Source organism: Streptomyces sp. NPDC001914, from assembly GCF_042891215.1.
GTDB lineage: Bacteria > Actinomycetota > Actinomycetes > Streptomycetales > Streptomycetaceae > Streptomyces.
The window spans coordinates 19,602-34,910 of record NZ_JBIASW010000027.1 but is presented as its reverse complement, the minus strand read 5'-3'; the positions used below and the strand labels follow the sequence as shown (position 1 = coordinate 34,910).

Genomic DNA, 15,309 nt, shown 5'->3' with positions numbered 1-15,309 from the left:
TTACGGTTGCTTGGTAAAGCTGTTCGGCCCCTGCGGTCCGACAGGTCCGCAGGGGCCGAGGCGTCAGGGTCGGGTCAGCGGTTCCACGACCGGCGGGCCGCCGCCACCGCCGCGAGGACCTGGTGGAGGATTTGGCTGTTCGCGGGGACGAGCGAGGGCTCGTACGTCCACGCGTGCCCGACCCACGGATCGGCGAGATGGTCGTCGGGCACCGGCGTGATCCGCAGCAGCGACCGCCACAGCGGGTCGAGCAGCGGTCCGTACGCCTGCGCGTCCTCCCGGTCGGCGACCATCATGAGGTGGACACCGACGGCCGGCCCCTCGTCCGCGAGGTAGCGGAGCTGGGTGACGGCGCGGTCGTCGAAGCCGTGCGGGAAGTCGTTGACGATCAGGAGCTGTTCGGCGGTGTCGAGACCCGGCGGCAGCGAGTCGGCCGCTCCCCCGCGCAACGCCATCTGCACCAGGTCGACGCGCTGGGTGAGACGCTGCAGCACGTCCGCCACACCGGCCGCGCCCGCGGCCGGAGGGGTGGCGAGCACCCCGGACTGTGTGAGCGGTGCCAGGGACGAGGCTCCGGTGCCGGCCGGGTCGATGACGTGCACGGCGAACTCGCCCGGGGGGTACACGGAGAGCAGCCGGGCCGCGTGCGCCACGGCGGTGTCCACCGCGAGGCGGCGCACCTGGTCGGAGTCGGCGAGCGTGCCCTCCAGGGAGGTGCGGCCGCTGTCGATCCACAGGCCGCGCTCCAGCGGCAGGCGCACCAGCATGGGGATGCTCAGGTTCTCCGTCTCGGGCAGACGGAGGTCGCCGAGCCGCAGCGCCATGGGTATCTCCATGGGGGCGCGGTAGCCGTGCCAGACCGGGTTGTCCCAGCGGGCGTAGGCCATCGGCAGCGCGGGCTCCACGACCTCGGCCTCGGCGGTGAGCTGGGCGAGGTCTCGGTCGAGAGCGGCACGGGCCTGATCGACGAGCTGTGTGTGCTTGGCGCGGGCGGTCTCCCGGGCGGCGTCGCCCTGCCCCCCGATCCGGCTGCGCGGGTCGGAGAGGACCTGGTCGAGCTCCTTCTCCATGCGGGAGTCGGCGAAGTCGACGGCGCTGCGGTACGCGGCGACGGTCCGGGCCAGGTCCTCGAACATCCCCCAGACCTGGTTGTACAGCCGTTCCTCCATGGACCAGCCGGTCGCGTCCCCCGCGACGGGCTGCTGGGGCTGCCCCGGCTCGGCCGGCGGAGCGGTGGGCGGGGGCGGCGGCGGGGCGGAGGTCTGCCGCCGGGGGTGGCTGTAGTCGACCGGGCCACCGGCGCCGGGCGACGGTGACTGGGTGACCGGAGAGGGGTCGGGCTGTGCGGGTCCTCCCGGACGACCGGTCCCCGGAGCCGTGGCTCCCTGCGGACCGGGCGTGTACGGGCTCTGCTGGGGCGGCACGGCCCCGGAGGTGCCCTGGGGGCCGGGAGAGGCGTAGGGCTGGTCCGGTCCCGGAGCCGACGTGGCGGCCTGTCGCGACCGGTCCGCCTCCGGGGTGCGGGGCGGGGGTGCGGCGACCGACCGCGCCAGGCCCTGGGCCACCGCTTCGTTGATGCTGCCCGCGAGCTGAAGGGCCTCCGGCAGGCCCTGGTCGGTGAGGAGTTCGGCGAGTCCGCCCGCGTAGCCCTGGCCGACCGCGCGCACCTTCCAGGCGCCCTGCCGGCGGTAGAGCTCCAGGGCCACGACGGCGGACTCGGTGTCCAGTCCGGTGACGGTGTAGCTGGCGACCTCGTGACCGTCGAGGCCGGTGACCGCGACGAAGGGGGCGGCGACGGCGCCGAACCGGACAGGTCCGCCGACTCCGGTGGGCAGCGCGAGCAGCACGCTGACCCGGTGCACGGCCTGGGGCAGGGCGTCCAGGTCGAAGGCGAGCCGGTGGTCGGCCGCCGCCTGCTTGGACACCTCGAGCCCGGGCAGCGTGGGCGCGCCCGGGTGGGCCACCCACTCGACGCCCTGGACTCTGCCCTGTTCGTCGCTGAGCGTGGCACCGGCCACGATCGGCTTCCCGGCCGAGACACGGACCTCGAGACGGACCTGAGGGAGCGGGTGGTTCTGCCCCCTGACCAGCTCGGCCGTCATCGTCTTGTCCCCCTATGTCGCTGTGTGCGGTGTGCGTCGGCCGCTCAGAGGTGCGGCAGGATGGCGGGCATCAGGTCCTGGAACGTGCGGCCGTTGGCCGGCGTGCCGAGGGCCGTCATCTGCCAGCCGGATCCGGCGCGGTGCACCTTGGCCATGATCTGGGCCGTGTACTGGCCGCCGCCGGCCAGGGTGTAGCGCGCGAGTTCCTGTCCGTTGGTCTCGTCGACCAGACGGCAGAACGCGTTCTGCACTTCCTGGAAGGTCTGGCCCGTGAAGGAGTTCACGGTGAAGATGATCTGGTCGATGTGGACCGGGACGCGCTGCAGGTCGACGAGGATGGACTCGTCGTCGCCGCCCTGGCCCGCTCCGCCGACGAGGTTGTCGCCGGTGTGCCGCACGGAGCCGTCATCGCTGACGAGGTGGCGGAAGAACACCACGTCGACGGGCTGCTTGTCCGCGAAGAGCACGGCGGACGCGTCGAGGTCGATCTCCCGGGTGCGCGAGCCGAACAGGCCGCGCCGGGGAGCCGCCTGCCAACCGAGTCCCATACGGACCGCGGTCAGCGTGCCCCCGTCGTTCTTCTGAAGACTGATGGCCTGGCCCTTGGTCATGTTGACCGTCACGCGCTGTTCCCCTCTCGAACTGTCCCCTGTTGCCGCGGAGTCCGCGGATGAACAGAACCCTACGCAGCGGCACTGACAGCGCCGAACCCTGGGGCGGACTTTGTGTCGGTCTTGCAACACACCGCGCGTCGTACCGGGGTCCGGCGCTCTCAAAGGGACCGTCAGGCGATTCCCGCCTCCTTCATCTGCCGGAGCTCCTTCTTCATCTCGGACACCTCGTCGCGCAGCCGTGCCGCGATCTCGAACTGGAGGTCGGCCGCTGCGGCACGCATCCGTTCCGTCAGGTCCTCGATCTGCTGGGCGAGTTCGGCCGCGGGGCGGTCGGTCGGCACGGTGTCCTTGGCCTTGGCGGACTTGGCGGCGCGGGTCGCCTTGGCGCCGAGCGAGGGCACGGGGGCCTTGGCTCCCTTGCCGTCCTTCGTCTTGCGGTACCCGGAGCCGAGCAGCTCCTCGGTGTCGATGTCCTCGCGGGCGATCTGCGCGACGATGTCGTTGATCTTCTTGCGGAGGGGCTGCGGGTCGATGCCCCGCTCCTTGTTGTACGCGATCTGCTTCTCGCGGCGGCGGTTGGTCTCCTCGATGGCCTTCTCCATCGCCGGGGTGATCCTGTCCGCATACATGTGGACCTGGCCGGAGACATTGCGTGCCGCGCGGCCGATGGTCTGGATCAGTGAGGTTCCCGAGCGCAGGAAGCCCTCCTTGTCGGCGTCGAGGATCGCCACCAGGGAGACCTCGGGAAGGTCGAGGCCCTCGCGCAGCAGGTTGATGCCGACCAGGACGTCGAACTCGCCGGCGCGCAGTTCGCGCAGCAGCTCGACGCGGCGCAGGGTGTCGACGTCGCTGTGCAGGTAGCGCACCTGGATGCCCAGCTCCAGGAAGTAGTCCGTGAGGTCCTCGGCCATCTTCTTGGTGAGCGTGGTGACCAGGACGCGCTCGTCCTTCTCGGTGCGCTGCCGGATCTCGTGGACCAGGTCGTCGATCTGACCCTCGGTGGACTTGACGACCACCTGGGGGTCGATCAGGCCGGTGGGGCGGATGATCTGTTCGACGAAGCCGTCCGAGCGGGACAGCTCGTAGTTCCCCGGGGTCGCCGAGAGGTAGACGGTCTGGCCGATGCGCTGCTGGAACTCCTCCCACTTCAAGGGCCGGTTGTCCAGGGCGGAGGGCAGTCGGAAGCCGTGGTCGACGAGGGTGCGCTTGCGGGAGGCGTCGCCCTCGTACATCGCGCCGATCTGCGGAACGGTGACGTGCGACTCGTCGATGACGAGCAGGAAGTCGTCCGGGAAGTAGTCGATCAGCGTGTTGGGCGGGGAGCCGGGTTCACGGCCGTCGAAGTGCATCGAGTAGTTCTCGACCCCGGAGCAGGAGCCGATCTGGCGGAGCATCTCGATGTCGTACGTCGTCCGCATGCGCAGGCGCTGGGCCTCCAGGAGCTTGCTCTGCTTCTCCAGCTCGGCGAGACGCTCCCCCAGTTCCTTCTCGATGTCGTTGACCGCGCGTTCCATGCGCTCGGGCCCCGCCACGTAGTGGGAGGCGGGGAAGACGTAGACCTGGTTGTCGTCGCTGATGACCTCGCCCGTGAGCGGGTGCAGTGTGGACAGGGCCTCGATCTCGTCGCCGAACATCTCGATGCGGACCGCGAGCTCCTCGTAGACCGGGAAGATCTCGATGGTGTCGCCGCGGACCCGGAACGTACCGCGGGCGAAGGCGACGTCGTTGCGGGTGTACTGGATGTCGACGAAGCGGCGCAGCAGGTCGTCACGGTCGATCTCGTCGCCGACCTTGAGGCTGACCATGCGGTCCACGTACTCCTGCGGAGTGCCGAGGCCGTAGATGCAGGACACCGACGCGACCACGACGACGTCCCGGCGGGTCAGCAGGGAGTTGGTCGCCGAGTGGCGCAGGCGCTCCACCTCCTCGTTGATGGAGGAGTCCTTCTCGATGTAGGTGTCCGACTGCGGGACGTAGGCCTCGGGCTGGTAGTAGTCGTAGTACGACACGAAGTACTCGACCGCGTTGTTCGGCAGCAGCTCACGGAACTCGTTGGCGAGCTGGGCGGCCAGCGTCTTGTTCGGGGCCATGACGAGCGTGGGGCGCTGGAGCTTCTCGATCATCCACGCGGTGGTGGCGGACTTGCCTGTTCCGGTCGCGCCCAGCAGGACGACATCCTTTTCACCTGCGCGGATGCGCTTCTCCAGGTCGGCGATGGCCGTGGGCTGGTCACCGCTCGGCTGGAAGTGGCTGACGACCTCGAAGGGCGCCACCGAACGTTCGATCTTGGATACGGGCCGCATGGATCCACCGTACGACCCCGCACTGACAACCGGGCCGGATCACCTGCTCTGCGGGGTCCGCGAGCGGCGGTAGGCCCGTTCCCGCACGGGGTGGCCGGCCGGTCGGCGGCCGTCGTGCGCGGAGACGGGATGGGCGGGGACGCCCGGCCGCCTGATCTCCGCGGGGCGCCGGTCGGGCTTGCCCACGACCATCTGCGGATCGAACATGACGACGACGCCCGCCAGACAGAGCAGGGCCAGCGGGCCGATCATCATGGGCGCGAGCAGTGCGGCTGCCGAGTCCCCGGCGGGGTTGCCGTCGGCCGGGCCGTGCAGATGGACGCTGAGTGCCGCCATGCCCGTGTAGTGCATGCCGCTGACGGCCAGGCCCATGACGAGGCTCGCGCCCACGCTCCAGAGGAATCCGCGTACCTGCCCGGCGGCCCAGAGGGCGGCGATGGCGGCCACGACGGCGATGAGGACCGAGGCGGAGACGGTCAGAGTGTTGTAGGTGAGCTTCCCGTTGAGCCGCATCCCGGCCATGCCCAGGTAGTGCATCGAGGCGATGCCCAGGCCGGTGACGGTCCCTCCGGTGAACAGCGCCGTCCCGGTGGCTCCCTGGTAGCCGACGATGAAGATCCCGGCGCCGACCATCAGGACGGCGACGCCCAGGCTCGCGAACGTCGTGGGCCGGTCGTAGTGGACGGGGCTCTCCTCGACCGTGAAGCCCATCATCGCGATGAAGTGCATCGTCCAGATGCCGGACGCGATCGCGACCGAGCCGAGGGCGAGCCAGCCGGCCCGCCAGGAGCCGCCGACGAGCATGGATCTGGCGGTGCAGCGAAGGCCCAGAGCACCGCCCAGGCAGGCCATGAAATACGCCACCAGCGGTGTGACGAGTCCGTAGGTGAAGCCGTCGACCGTGCCTTGCATGCGCGGCTGCCTTTCCCGCCCTGTTACGCCTGGAACCGTCAGAAACACCCCCGCGGCCCGGACCGCCGGAGCGGACCTGGCTGAGGCAGAGAGTACGACCCCACCGGAATGGTCGAACGATAATCCTGCAAACAATCACGACCTCTCCCCAGTTGTGCGGTGGCAGCAGGCGGACTTGGACAACTCCATTCAATCCGCGGCCATCTCCCTTCCCCCCTCCGTCGACCCTCTGCTGTCAATCTTGTGCTGTCCGTGATCGTCCGACGCGAGGAGAACGCATGCACGCGCGCGTTGCCGCCGCCACGACCGCCGCGCTTCTTGGGGGAGCCGTTCTGATACTGCCCGGCCCGCACGCCAAGGCCGGCGGCCGGATCACGGCACCGCTGGTCGTCGCCCACCGCGGTGCCTCGGCATACGCTCCGGAGAACACCCTGGCCGCCGTCGACCGGGCGGCCGAGCTGGGCTTCGAATGGGTCGAGAACGACGTCCAGCGCAGCCGCGACGGCCAGTTGATGGTCCTCCACGACGCCTCGCTGGCCCGTACGACCGACGCCAGGACGGTCTACCCCGGGCGAAGCCCGTGGGACGTCAAGGACTTCACCGCCGCGGAGATCGCCCGTCTGGATGCCGGGAGCTGGTTCGGCCCGCGGTTCGCGGGCGCGAAGGTTCCGACGCTGCGGGAGTACATGGAACGCGTCTCACGAAATCACCAGAAACTCGTCCTGGAGATCAAGAATCCCGAGCTGTATCCGGGCATCGAGCGGCAGACGCTCAGGCTCCTGAACAACCAGGGCTGGCTCGATCCGGTGCACCTGCGGGACAGGCTGATCGTCCAGAGCTTCAGCGCGGACAGCGTGCGGACCGTGCACCGGATGCGGCCCGGCATCACGACGGCCTTCCTGGGGACACCGCCGGTCGCGCGGCTGCCCTGGTACGCGCGGTTCACCGACCAGATCAACTCCGATCACCGGTCGCTGTCGCCCGACTACGTCGCGGCGGTTCACGCGCTCCACGGCCCGCACGGACCGATGAAGGTCTTCGCCTGGACCGTGGACGACGCGGCCACCGCGCGGAAGCTGGCGTACATCGGCACGGACGGCGTCATCACGAACACGCCCGACGTGATCCGCGCGGCTCTGCCCTAGCGGCCTTCGCCCGGGGCGCGGACGGTTCCACGTGCGCACCCCGGGCGTTGTCAGTGCCGGGCCGTACGGTAGATCGCATGGACAGCCACGGGCGGTACGAGCAGCAGATCGTGTGGTCCGTCGTGGGCACGGACATCGGTCCGCTGCTCCTCGCCGCGACGCCCCACGGCCTGGTCAACGTCGTCTTCCACGCCTCGGACACCGTGCGCGACAGAGCGCTCGGCCGGCTCGCGTCCCGTCTGGGCGGCGAGCCGGTCGAGGCGCCCGGCTCCCCGCTGCTGGCCGAGGCGATACGCCAGGTCTCGGCGTACTTCGCGGGCGAGCGGCAGGATTTCGACCTGCCGCTCGACTGGTCGCTGATCTCGGGGTTCAACCGCCAAGTTCTGCGCGAGCTGAACTCGGGCGTCCCGTTCGGTTCCGTGGTGGCCTACGGCGACCTGGCCGGGCGGGTCGGCGCGCCCGGGGCGGCCCAGGCCGTGGGCGTGGCCATGGGCTCGAACCCGCTGCCGGTCGTGGTGCCCTGCCACCGGGTGGTCGAGAGCGACGGCGGCATCGGCGGTTTCGGGGGCGGCCTGGAGACCAAGCGCAAGCTGCTGGCCCTCGAAGGTGTCCTCCCGGAGCCGCTCTTCTGAGGTCGCGCCGGAGCCGGCGGCAGTGGGAGCCGCGGCCGGACCGGTCCCCCGATCCTCCGAGATCGGTCCTCAGAGACTGATGTGGTACGCCTTGCGCAGCGTCTCGTGAACGGTCCACGTCGTGCGGTCGCCCTCACGAAGGAACGCCGCGTCACCGGGGCCCAGCTCGATGGCGTCGCCGTCCTCCACCTCGACGGTGGCGCGCCCGCTCACGACGACGAAGAGTTCGTTGGCCTCGGTGTCGGTCACCACGCCGGGCGTGATCTGCCAGATGCCCCGCAGCTGCTTGCCGTCGGCGGACTCCCACAGCACCTTGCCCGTCACCACGGGATCGCCGGAGACGATCTGGGCAGGGTCCAGCGGCTCGGGATCGAGCTCGGCGTCGGGAATGTGGACGGCGAAGGACGGCGTGGCCTGGGAGTTCATGGTCATGAGCGGACACCTTAAGGGCTCGTCCCGCAGCCGGGGCACCGAGGGTCTGCATGTCCGCCCCGTCCGGCCGGCCCGTCGACGGGGCCTTCCCGCGCGCGCGGGGAGTGCCCCTTCTCGTGGCGAGTTGTCCGTCCTGCCCACCGGGCCGTGGCGCACGCCGCAGGTGGCGAGGGTTTGGCCGGGCGCGCCGCTCGCCAGAGATCCAGGGACGGGAACGTCGACCGACGACAGGAGGCAGGCGCGTGATCGTGACGTCCGAAGAGGTGCGGGAGGCGCTCGACGCGCGTCGGCCGGTGGTGGCCCTGGAGTCCACGATCATCGCTCACGGGCTGCCGCGCCCGCGCAATCTTCAGGTCGCCCTCGAACTGGAGGAGGTCGTCCGCGAGGAGGGTGCCGTCCCCGCGACGATCGCCGTGCTCGACGGCCGGCCGCATGTGGGCCTGGACAAGGGCCAACTCGAACGGGTCGCGAACGAGGACGGCATCCGCAAGCTGGGCCACCGTGACCTGCCGCTCGCGGTGGCCTCGGGGGCCAGCGGGGCCACGACGGTGTCCGCGACCGCGCTGCTGGCCGCCCGCGCCGGAGTGCGGGTGTTCGCGACGGGAGGGCTCGGCGGTGTGCACCGGGAGTGGACGGTGACCCAGGACGAGTCCGCCGACCTGGGCCTGCTGGCACGTACCCGGATCACGGTGGTGTGCGCCGGGGTCAAGTCGATCCTGGACGTGCCGGCGACGCTGCAGCGTCTGGAGACGCTGGGCGTCGCGGTGGCCGGGTACGGCACGGACCGCTTCCCCGGCTTCTATCTGTCCGACTCGGGGCACCCCGTGGACTGGACCCTCGACACCCCCGAGCAGGTCGCCGCGGTGATGCGCGCCCAGGACGCTCTCGACGCCCCCGACTCTTCGCTCGTCGTGGCGAACCCCGTCCCCGAGGAGGAGCAGCTCGACCCCGCGCTGCACGCGCGCGTGCTCGCCGAGGCGCTGCGCGCCTGCGAAGCGGAGGGTGTGACCGGACAGGCGGTGACGCCGTTCCTGCTCGCGTATCTGGTCCGGCACACGGACGGCGCCTCGCTCGCCGCCAATCTGGCGGCGGTACGCGGCAACGTGCGCCTCGCGGGACGGATCGCGGCGGCCTGGGCCGGGGCGTGAGCGACACGGAGCGGCACGCCGAGACCGGCGGGGCGGGGACGGCCGGGGCCGGCGGGGCCGGGACGGCAGGCCGGGGCGGCCCTGCCGGGGGCGCCCTGCTCGTCGTCGGGGACGTGGTCACGGATGTCGTCGCCCGGCATCGCGGCCCGCTGGCGGCCGGCACCGACACCGTCGCCGCCGTCCGGACCGTGCCGGGCGGTGCGGGCGCCAATGTCGCCTGCTGGGCCGTCCACGAGGGCGGCACCGACGTACGGCTGCTCGGCCGGGTGGGTCGCGACGCGGCGGCGTGGCACGAACGCGAACTCACGGCGAGCGGCGTACGGCCCCTGCTGGTGACCGATCCGGAGGCGCCGACCGGGACGGTGATCTGCCTGGTGGACAACGGCGCGTCGGGGGAGCGTACGTTCCTCACGGACAGCGGGGCGTCCCTGCAGCTGGCGCCGGACGACTGGTCGCCCGCGCTGCTCGACGGCGTCGCGCGGCTACACCTGTCGGGTTATCTGTTCTTCTCCGGGTCGAGTCGGGCGCTGGTGTCGGTGGTGCTGGAGTCGACGCGCTCGCGGGGTGTTCCGGTGAGCGTCGATCCGGCGTCTGCGGGATTCCTCACCGAGCTGGGCGTGGACCGCTTTCTCGAGCTGTGCGCGGGCGTGGACGTCCTGCTGCCCAGCCGCGACGAGGCATGTCTGCTGACCGGGCTGCCCGATCCGGCCGACGCGGCCGCCAAGCTGAGCCGCCATTTCCCCCTGGTCGTCGCCAAACTGGGCAGTGACGGCGCGCTGGTCGCCCGTTCCGGAGCCGTGCGGGCCCATGTCCCGGCGCTGCCGGCGACGCCGCGGGACACCACGGGTGCCGGTGACGCGTTCACCGGCGCGTTCCTCGCGGCACTCATCGCGGGCGCCGGCCCCGAAGAGGCGGCGCGGGCGGGATGCGCGGCCGGGGCCAGGGCCGTGGAGCGGATCGGTGGAAGACCGCCCACGAACGGCACCCGCCGAGACGAAGGGAAGTGACGGGCCCGCTGACCACGTCGGCCGTGCGACGTCGCGCGTGCGGGACCGGCCCGCCCCTGCCTCTCACGCCCCGCCTCACGTCCCGTCAGCTCTTGCGCCCCCAGGCCGAGATCATGGGCGCTGTCGCCAGGTCCATGGACCCGGCGGCGACGTTCGCGAGGTGCTGGTCGATCTCGTCCTGGGTGGCGAGGCCGGCGGTGACGAGCTGGTCGCGGATCTGCCGGACCGTGGCGGACTCCAGGGCCTCGCACGCGGGTGAGGTGACGGGGAAGTACGCGTCGGCCTCCACGCCCCGCAGCCCCGCGTCACGGAGGAGCCGCGGGAGCTTGCGCCCATAGGCGAGGTCGGCACCGCGATCGGCGAGCAGTGTGCGGAAGCCCTGGCGCAGCCGGTTCGCGAGCTGCTGCTCGGGGCCGTACTCCTCGGGGCAGAGCAGCGGCTGCAGGGCCGGGTCCGCGTCCTCGACCAGGAGCCTGCCGCCGGGCCGCAGGGCCTTGATCATCGACTGCAACGCACGTTCCCGGTCCGGCACATGGACCAGTACGAGCCGGGCGTGCACGAGGTCGAAGCCCTCCCCCGGCGGTTCCTCGGCGCCCACGTCGTGGACGCGGACCTCGACCGGCGAACGTGCCACGGAGGCCGCCCACGAGGTGTCGATGTCGGTCGCGACGACCTTCCCCGTCGGCCCCACCTTCTTGGCGAGCCAGGACACGACGGACGTGCCGCCCGCCCCGACCTCCCAGCAGCGCCAGCCGGACCCGACGCCGAAGCGCTCCATGTGCCGGAACGTCGTGGGGTCGAAGAGAGTGGCGAGGGCCTCGAAGCGCCGGCCCGCCTCCGTCTGCTGGTTGTCGAGGAGATACCCGTCGGCTCGCGTCATGGGGAGATCATCCCAGCTGACCTGCCCATCGCGGATGGACGACGCTCCCGTCGTCGGCACGGACGTCGTGGGAGAGGTCCGTCCCGTCGCGTCCCGGCGAGCCACCATCCGCCGGAACGGAATGCTCCGTTCCCACAGCCTTTTCCGGTGTCCGGCGATGCCTGGCAGACTTGCCCGCCAGGCGCAAAGTGCGGCCCGAGGAGATCCACGCGAGGAGATCCAGATGTCCATGGCAGGGAATTTGCGGAAGGTGACGGCTCTCGGCGCGGTCGACGGCCTCCGCAGAGTGGCACGGCTGACCCGGCGGAACCGCCGTGTCGACCTGAGCCACCCCGCCCGCTCGCCGCTGGGCTCCTCGGTGGTGAACTGCGTGGCGTACCGGGACGGCGTGCGGATCCCCGAGGGCAGCGACCTGGTCGACACCGTGCGGCGGATCCGGAAGCGCGACGACGGATTCGTCTGGCTCGGTCTGCACGAACCGACCGACGTGGAGTTCGCGGGGATCGCGGAGCTCTTCGACCTGCACCCCCTGGCCGTGGAGGACGCGGTCGAGGCGCATCAGCGCCCGAAGCTGGAGTGGTACGGCGACACGCTGTTCGCCGTGTTCAAAACGGTCTGCTACGTGGAGCACACGGAGCTCACGGCGAACAGCGAGGTGGTGAACACCGGCGAGATCATGGTGTTCGTCGGTCCGGACTTCGTCATCAGCGTCCGGCACGGACGGCACGGATCCCTGGGCCCGCTGCGCGAGGAGCTGGAGTCCGACCCGAAGCAGTTGTCCAAGGGGCCGGCCGCGGTCCTGCACGCGATCGCGGACCACGTGGTCGACGAGTTCGTGAGCGTCACGGACTCGGTCCAGGCGGACATCGACCACGTCGAGGCCGACGTGTTCGCCGAGAACGGCGCACGCGCCGACGCGGGCCGCATCTACCAGCTCAAGCGGGAACTCCTCGAACTGAAGCGGGCCGTGATCCCGCTCGCCCGGCCCGTCCAGGAACTGACGACCCGCCCGACCGGCGTGATCGCCCCGGAGATACAGGCGTACTTCCGTGACGTCTCCGACCATCTGCTGCGGGTCACCGAGCAGATAGCCGCCTTCGACGAACTGCTCAACTCGATCCTGCAGGCACACCTCGCGCAGGTGACGGTGGCGCAGAACGAGGACATGCGGAAGATCACGGCCTGGGCGGCGGTCATCGCCGTCCCCACCATGGTGTGCGGCGTCTACGGCATGAACTTCGACAACATGCCCGAACTGCACTGGAGGTTCGGGTACCCCATCGTCATCAGCGCCATATCCGTCGGCTGCCTCATCCTGTACCGAGGTTTCCGGCGCAACGGCTGGCTCTGAGGCGTCGCGCGCGGCCGGTCAGCGCATCGCGCCGCCCGCGCCGCCCCTCGCGTAGACGCTCTCGACCCAGGCGGCGAGTTGTTCGTCGCTGAGGTGCTGGGCGAGGTCCGCCTCGCTGATCATGCCGACCAGTCGTTTGTCCTCGATCACCGGAAGCCGGCGGATCTGGTGCCCCTTCATCTCCTGGAGCACTTCGCCGACATCGGCGCCGGCGTCGATCCAGCGCGGTGTGCCCTGGGCCATCTCACCCGCCGTGATGTGTGCGGGGTCATGCCCCATGGCCACGCACCCGACGACGATGTCTCGGTCCGTGAGAATGCCGCAGAGGCGTTCGTCCTGGTCGCTGATGGGCAGCGCGCCCACGTTGAGCTCGCGCATGAGCTGGGCGGCGCGGTCCAGGGTCTCGTGGGCGGGGATCCACTGGGCACCCCGGTGCATGATGTCTCCGGCGGTGGTCATGAAGTACCTCCTGATGCCGGACGGCCGGCGCGGCGCGGAACACACCGCTAGTCCCGGCGCCCTACATTCTCGCCGCGCCCCAGGGGCCACGCACCTGGAGAACCGTGGATCCGGGGCCTTGGGTCAGCCGTTCCAGGCCGGGTGGCGGGGGTCGTCCGCCCGTACGAGGAGGTCGGCGGCGGTGTCCGGCCCCACCTCGCTCTCATAGCGGGAGAACGCGGGAAGGGTCCAGTGCTCGGCCTCGGGAGTACGGCGACGGAGGGCGCCTGGAGACAGCAGTACATGGACGCTGAGGTCGAACGGGAACCAGTGGCGCAGCAGGAGGGGGCCATGGAGCAAAAGAACTCCGCCGGGCGGGAGTTGGACGTACGGACTGCGGGTCGCCCGGTCGGTGGCGGGGTCGCGGAGGTCGGGAAGGACCCTGCCGTCGCCGTCCGGTTCGAGGGGACCGAAGACCTCGCGCCACAGCGCGCCGGTGTCGAACCAGCCGTCGTAATAGGCGTCGACGTCCCTGTGGCCGTGTTCGAGCCGGAGCGAGGCGGGACGCAGAAAGCTGTGCGCGTCGACGACCAGCGAGGGGCGGCCTCGTACCCGCAGCGCCTCGAAGACGCGTTGGGCGAGTTCGCCGGGGCGGGCGGCCGGCGCTCCGTCGAAGGCGACGCGGGGCCAGGGGCTGCCGTCCTGCGGCTTCAGGTCGAGCAGGCTGTCGGCGAGGTGGTCGCCGAGCCGTTCCCAGGTGATCGCTTCGAGTCGCACAGGACCCATGATGCCGCGCGCCGGACGAGACCCGGCCGGCGCGTCGGAAGACGGGCGGGCGCCGGGGGAATCGGGCCGTCGGCGAGAGGGCGGCGTGGGCATCGGCCGACGACGTAGATGTGGCACCGGTCCGGGGAAGGAACCGCGTATGGCACCGATCGCTGACACCCCGCACCGGAACGGACTGCTCGTCGTCCAGCCGCTCAGGAAGCGGCACTGCGTCGAGTGCCGGGGCGGGCCGCTCCCCCTGCTGGTGCTGGAGGAGGGGACGCCTCGGTGCCTGGACTGCGCGGATCTCGGGCACCTGGTGTTCCTGCCGCGCGGCGACACCGCGCTGACGCGCAGATCGCGGGAGGGCAGCACACTGTCGGTCGTGGTGGTGCGGTTCAACCGGCGGCGCGGGCGCTATGAACGGCAGGGCGTCATGGTCGAGGAGGCGGCGCTCGCCCTGGCCGAGGAACGGTGCCTGGCGGACGCGGAGGTCCGGCGGCGCAGGCGAGCACGGGACGCGCGGCGCCGGGAGGCGGAGGACGTCCGCTTCACGGAGGCGTTCGCACGGGAGATATCCCGGCTCTATCCGGGCTGTCCGGCCGACCGGGCACGGGCCATCGCCGCACATGCCTCGGTGCGCGGGAGCGGACGGGTCGGGCGGAGCTCGGCGGGCCGCGCACTGTCCGAGACGGCGGTGACCGCGGCGGTCCGCGCGTCGGTACGGCACACGGAGACTCCGTACGACCACCTGCTGATGAGCGGCGTTCCGCGGTACGAGGCGCGCCGCCGGATCGCGGCCACGGTGGACACGAGGCTCTGGGAGTGGCGCGACGGCATCACCGCGCAGGCGTGAGCGGGGGGACGCGGCCGGAGGGATGTGAGGGAGAGCCCGCAGGGGGCATGAGGGAGTGGTCGGCGGGGGCGTGAGGGGGTGGTCGGCGGGGGTCGAGACGGCCGCGCATGGGTGTGCGTCGCTCGGCCATGGCCGCCGGCGCCGTAAGGGATTTCGCTTGAGATGACGGCCGGCGCTGTGCAGGATCTTGGGTCCGGCCGGATCGACACGGGAGTGGACATGATCGATGGACCGTACTTCGTGCTGACCCTGCTGGGGGTCCTCGGCTGCGGGCTGGTGGCCGGAGTGTTCCTCGGCTTCTCGACCTTCGTGATGAGAGCCCTCGCCCAGTTGCCACCGGCGCAGGGAGTCGCCGCGATGAACGCGATCAACGTCGCCGCGGTCCGCCCTCCGTTCATGATCGCGTTCGTCGGGTCGGCGGTGCTGTGCTCGGTGCTGGCGGTGGTGACGTTCGTGCTGCTGCCGGACGAGGGGACGGTGGAGCTCCTGCTGGGCAGCGCGCTGTATCTGTTCGGGGCGTTCGGGGTGACCATCGCGGCGAACGTCCCACGCAATGACGCCCTGCTGAAACTGGACCCCGGGACGCCCGAGGCCACCGCCTACTGGCCCATATTCGTGCGCCAGTGGACGACGTGGAATCACGTCCGCACCGTCGCGTCGGCCGCGGCGGCGGTGTCGTACGCACTCGCCCTCACCTGAGCCGTACACCCGTCCCCGGCCCTGT

Annotated in this window: 15 protein-coding genes; 7 read left to right on the top strand and 8 right to left on the bottom strand. The window is 71.2% G+C overall.

Annotated features, from left to right (window positions below):
• Window positions 1-74 precede the first annotated feature (74 nt).
• From ACFYYF_RS39535 to ACFYYF_RS39520, 4 genes are all read right to left on the bottom strand, one after another.
• Window positions 75-2,102 (bottom strand): TerD family protein, encoded by a 2,028-nt coding sequence (locus tag ACFYYF_RS39535; RefSeq protein WP_388783828.1) that lies wholly within the window; start codon window positions 2,100-2,102, stop codon window positions 75-77.
• Between the two features lie 44 nt (window positions 2,103-2,146).
• Window positions 2,147-2,725, bottom strand: a complete 579-nt coding sequence (locus ACFYYF_RS39530; RefSeq protein ID WP_361693460.1) for a TerD family protein — start codon at window positions 2,723-2,725, stop codon at window positions 2,147-2,149.
• A gap of 161 nt (window positions 2,726-2,886) precedes the next feature.
• Window positions 2,887-5,019: an excinuclease ABC subunit UvrB gene (gene uvrB, locus ACFYYF_RS39525; RefSeq protein ID WP_361693458.1), complete on the bottom strand. Its 2,133-nt coding sequence runs from the start codon at window positions 5,017-5,019 to the stop codon at window positions 2,887-2,889.
• Window positions 5,020-5,058: 39 nt separating this feature from the next.
• Window positions 5,059-5,931 carry an MHYT domain-containing protein gene (locus tag ACFYYF_RS39520; RefSeq protein ID WP_388783823.1) on the bottom strand — a complete coding sequence of 291 codons (873 nt, stop codon included), beginning with the start codon at window positions 5,929-5,931 and terminating at the stop codon, window positions 5,059-5,061.
• Between the two features lie 278 nt (window positions 5,932-6,209).
• Here ACFYYF_RS39520 and ACFYYF_RS39515 point away from each other — a divergent pair, with 278 nt between their 5' ends.
• A complete protein-coding gene (locus ACFYYF_RS39515; RefSeq protein ID WP_388783821.1) occupies window positions 6,210-7,076 on the top strand; it encodes a glycerophosphodiester phosphodiesterase in 867 nt (288 codons plus the stop codon).
• A 77-nt stretch (window positions 7,077-7,153) separates the two neighbouring features.
• Window positions 7,154-7,708 carry a methylated-DNA--[protein]-cysteine S-methyltransferase gene (locus tag ACFYYF_RS39510; RefSeq protein ID WP_361693452.1) on the top strand — a complete coding sequence of 185 codons (555 nt, stop codon included), beginning with the start codon at window positions 7,154-7,156 and terminating at the stop codon, window positions 7,706-7,708.
• Between the two features lie 69 nt (window positions 7,709-7,777).
• On the opposite strand, the gene ACFYYF_RS39505 is transcribed toward ACFYYF_RS39510, so the two are convergent.
• Window positions 7,778-8,140: a cupin domain-containing protein gene (locus ACFYYF_RS39505; protein ID WP_388783819.1), complete on the bottom strand. Its 363-nt coding sequence runs from the start codon at window positions 8,138-8,140 to the stop codon at window positions 7,778-7,780.
• Between the two features lie 242 nt (window positions 8,141-8,382).
• Here ACFYYF_RS39505 and ACFYYF_RS39500 point away from each other — a divergent pair, with 242 nt between their 5' ends.
• Both ACFYYF_RS39500 and ACFYYF_RS39495 read left to right on the top strand, forming a co-directional pair.
• Window positions 8,383-9,288, top strand: coding sequence for a pseudouridine-5'-phosphate glycosidase (locus tag ACFYYF_RS39500; RefSeq protein ID WP_388783816.1), 906 nt, complete (start codon window positions 8,383-8,385; stop codon window positions 9,286-9,288).
• Window positions 9,285-10,295, top strand: coding sequence for a carbohydrate kinase family protein (locus ACFYYF_RS39495; RefSeq protein ID WP_388783814.1), 1,011 nt, complete (start codon window positions 9,285-9,287; stop codon window positions 10,293-10,295). The genes ACFYYF_RS39500 and ACFYYF_RS39495 overlap by 4 nt, the downstream gene beginning before the upstream one ends.
• An 85-nt stretch (window positions 10,296-10,380) precedes the next feature.
• On the opposite strand, the gene ACFYYF_RS39490 is transcribed toward ACFYYF_RS39495, so the two are convergent.
• Window positions 10,381-11,175: a methyltransferase domain-containing protein gene (locus ACFYYF_RS39490; protein WP_388783811.1), complete on the bottom strand. Its 795-nt coding sequence runs from the start codon at window positions 11,173-11,175 to the stop codon at window positions 10,381-10,383.
• A 223-nt stretch (window positions 11,176-11,398) separates the two neighbouring features.
• On the opposite strand from ACFYYF_RS39490, the gene ACFYYF_RS39485 reads away from it, so the two are divergent.
• A complete protein-coding gene (locus tag ACFYYF_RS39485; protein ID WP_361693444.1) occupies window positions 11,399-12,526 on the top strand; it encodes a magnesium and cobalt transport protein CorA in 1,128 nt (375 codons plus the stop codon).
• A gap of 18 nt (window positions 12,527-12,544) precedes the next feature.
• On the opposite strand, the gene ACFYYF_RS39480 is transcribed toward ACFYYF_RS39485, so the two are convergent.
• Window positions 12,545-12,985 (bottom strand): CBS domain-containing protein, encoded by a 441-nt coding sequence (locus tag ACFYYF_RS39480; protein ID WP_365494814.1) that lies wholly within the window; start codon window positions 12,983-12,985, stop codon window positions 12,545-12,547.
• A 123-nt stretch (window positions 12,986-13,108) separates the two neighbouring features.
• Window positions 13,109-13,750, bottom strand: coding sequence for a uridine kinase (locus tag ACFYYF_RS39475; protein WP_388783808.1), 642 nt, complete (start codon window positions 13,748-13,750; stop codon window positions 13,109-13,111).
• A 139-nt stretch (window positions 13,751-13,889) separates the two neighbouring features.
• On the opposite strand from ACFYYF_RS39475, the gene ACFYYF_RS39470 reads away from it, so the two are divergent.
• Window positions 13,890-14,585, top strand: a complete 696-nt coding sequence (locus ACFYYF_RS39470; protein WP_388783805.1) for a DUF2293 domain-containing protein — start codon at window positions 13,890-13,892, stop codon at window positions 14,583-14,585.
• A gap of 219 nt (window positions 14,586-14,804) precedes the next feature.
• Entirely contained in the window at window positions 14,805-15,284 is a 480-nt protein-coding gene (locus ACFYYF_RS39465) for an anthrone oxygenase family protein (protein ID WP_361693436.1), read from the top strand.
• Window positions 15,285-15,309 lie beyond the last annotated feature (25 nt).

Excerpts from the sequence above, each read along its gene's own strand:
- ACFYYF_RS39535 (WP_388783828.1), bottom strand. The coding sequence starts at position 2,102 with ATGACGGCCGAGCTGGTCAGGGGGCAGAACCACCCGCTCCCTCAGGTC.
- uvrB (WP_361693458.1), bottom strand. The coding sequence starts at position 5,019 with ATGCGGCCCGTATCCAAGATCGAACGTTCGGTGGCGCCCTTCGAGGTC.
- ACFYYF_RS39520 (WP_388783823.1), bottom strand. The coding sequence starts at position 5,931 with ATGCAAGGCACGGTCGACGGCTTCACCTACGGACTCGTCACACCGCTG.
- ACFYYF_RS39515 (WP_388783821.1), top strand. The coding sequence starts at position 6,210 with ATGCACGCGCGCGTTGCCGCCGCCACGACCGCCGCGCTTCTTGGGGGA.
- ACFYYF_RS39510 (WP_361693452.1), top strand. The coding sequence starts at position 7,154 with ATGGACAGCCACGGGCGGTACGAGCAGCAGATCGTGTGGTCCGTCGTG.
- ACFYYF_RS39505 (WP_388783819.1), bottom strand. The coding sequence starts at position 8,140 with ATGACCATGAACTCCCAGGCCACGCCGTCCTTCGCCGTCCACATTCCC.
- ACFYYF_RS39490 (WP_388783811.1), bottom strand. The coding sequence starts at position 11,175 with ATGACGCGAGCCGACGGGTATCTCCTCGACAACCAGCAGACGGAGGCG.
- ACFYYF_RS39485 (WP_361693444.1), top strand. The coding sequence starts at position 11,399 with ATGTCCATGGCAGGGAATTTGCGGAAGGTGACGGCTCTCGGCGCGGTC.
- ACFYYF_RS39480 (WP_365494814.1), bottom strand. The coding sequence starts at position 12,985 with ATGACCACCGCCGGAGACATCATGCACCGGGGTGCCCAGTGGATCCCC.
- ACFYYF_RS39475 (WP_388783808.1), bottom strand. The coding sequence starts at position 13,750 with ATGGGTCCTGTGCGACTCGAAGCGATCACCTGGGAACGGCTCGGCGAC.
- ACFYYF_RS39470 (WP_388783805.1), top strand. The coding sequence starts at position 13,890 with ATGGCACCGATCGCTGACACCCCGCACCGGAACGGACTGCTCGTCGTC.
- ACFYYF_RS39465 (WP_361693436.1), top strand. The coding sequence starts at position 14,805 with ATGATCGATGGACCGTACTTCGTGCTGACCCTGCTGGGGGTCCTCGGC.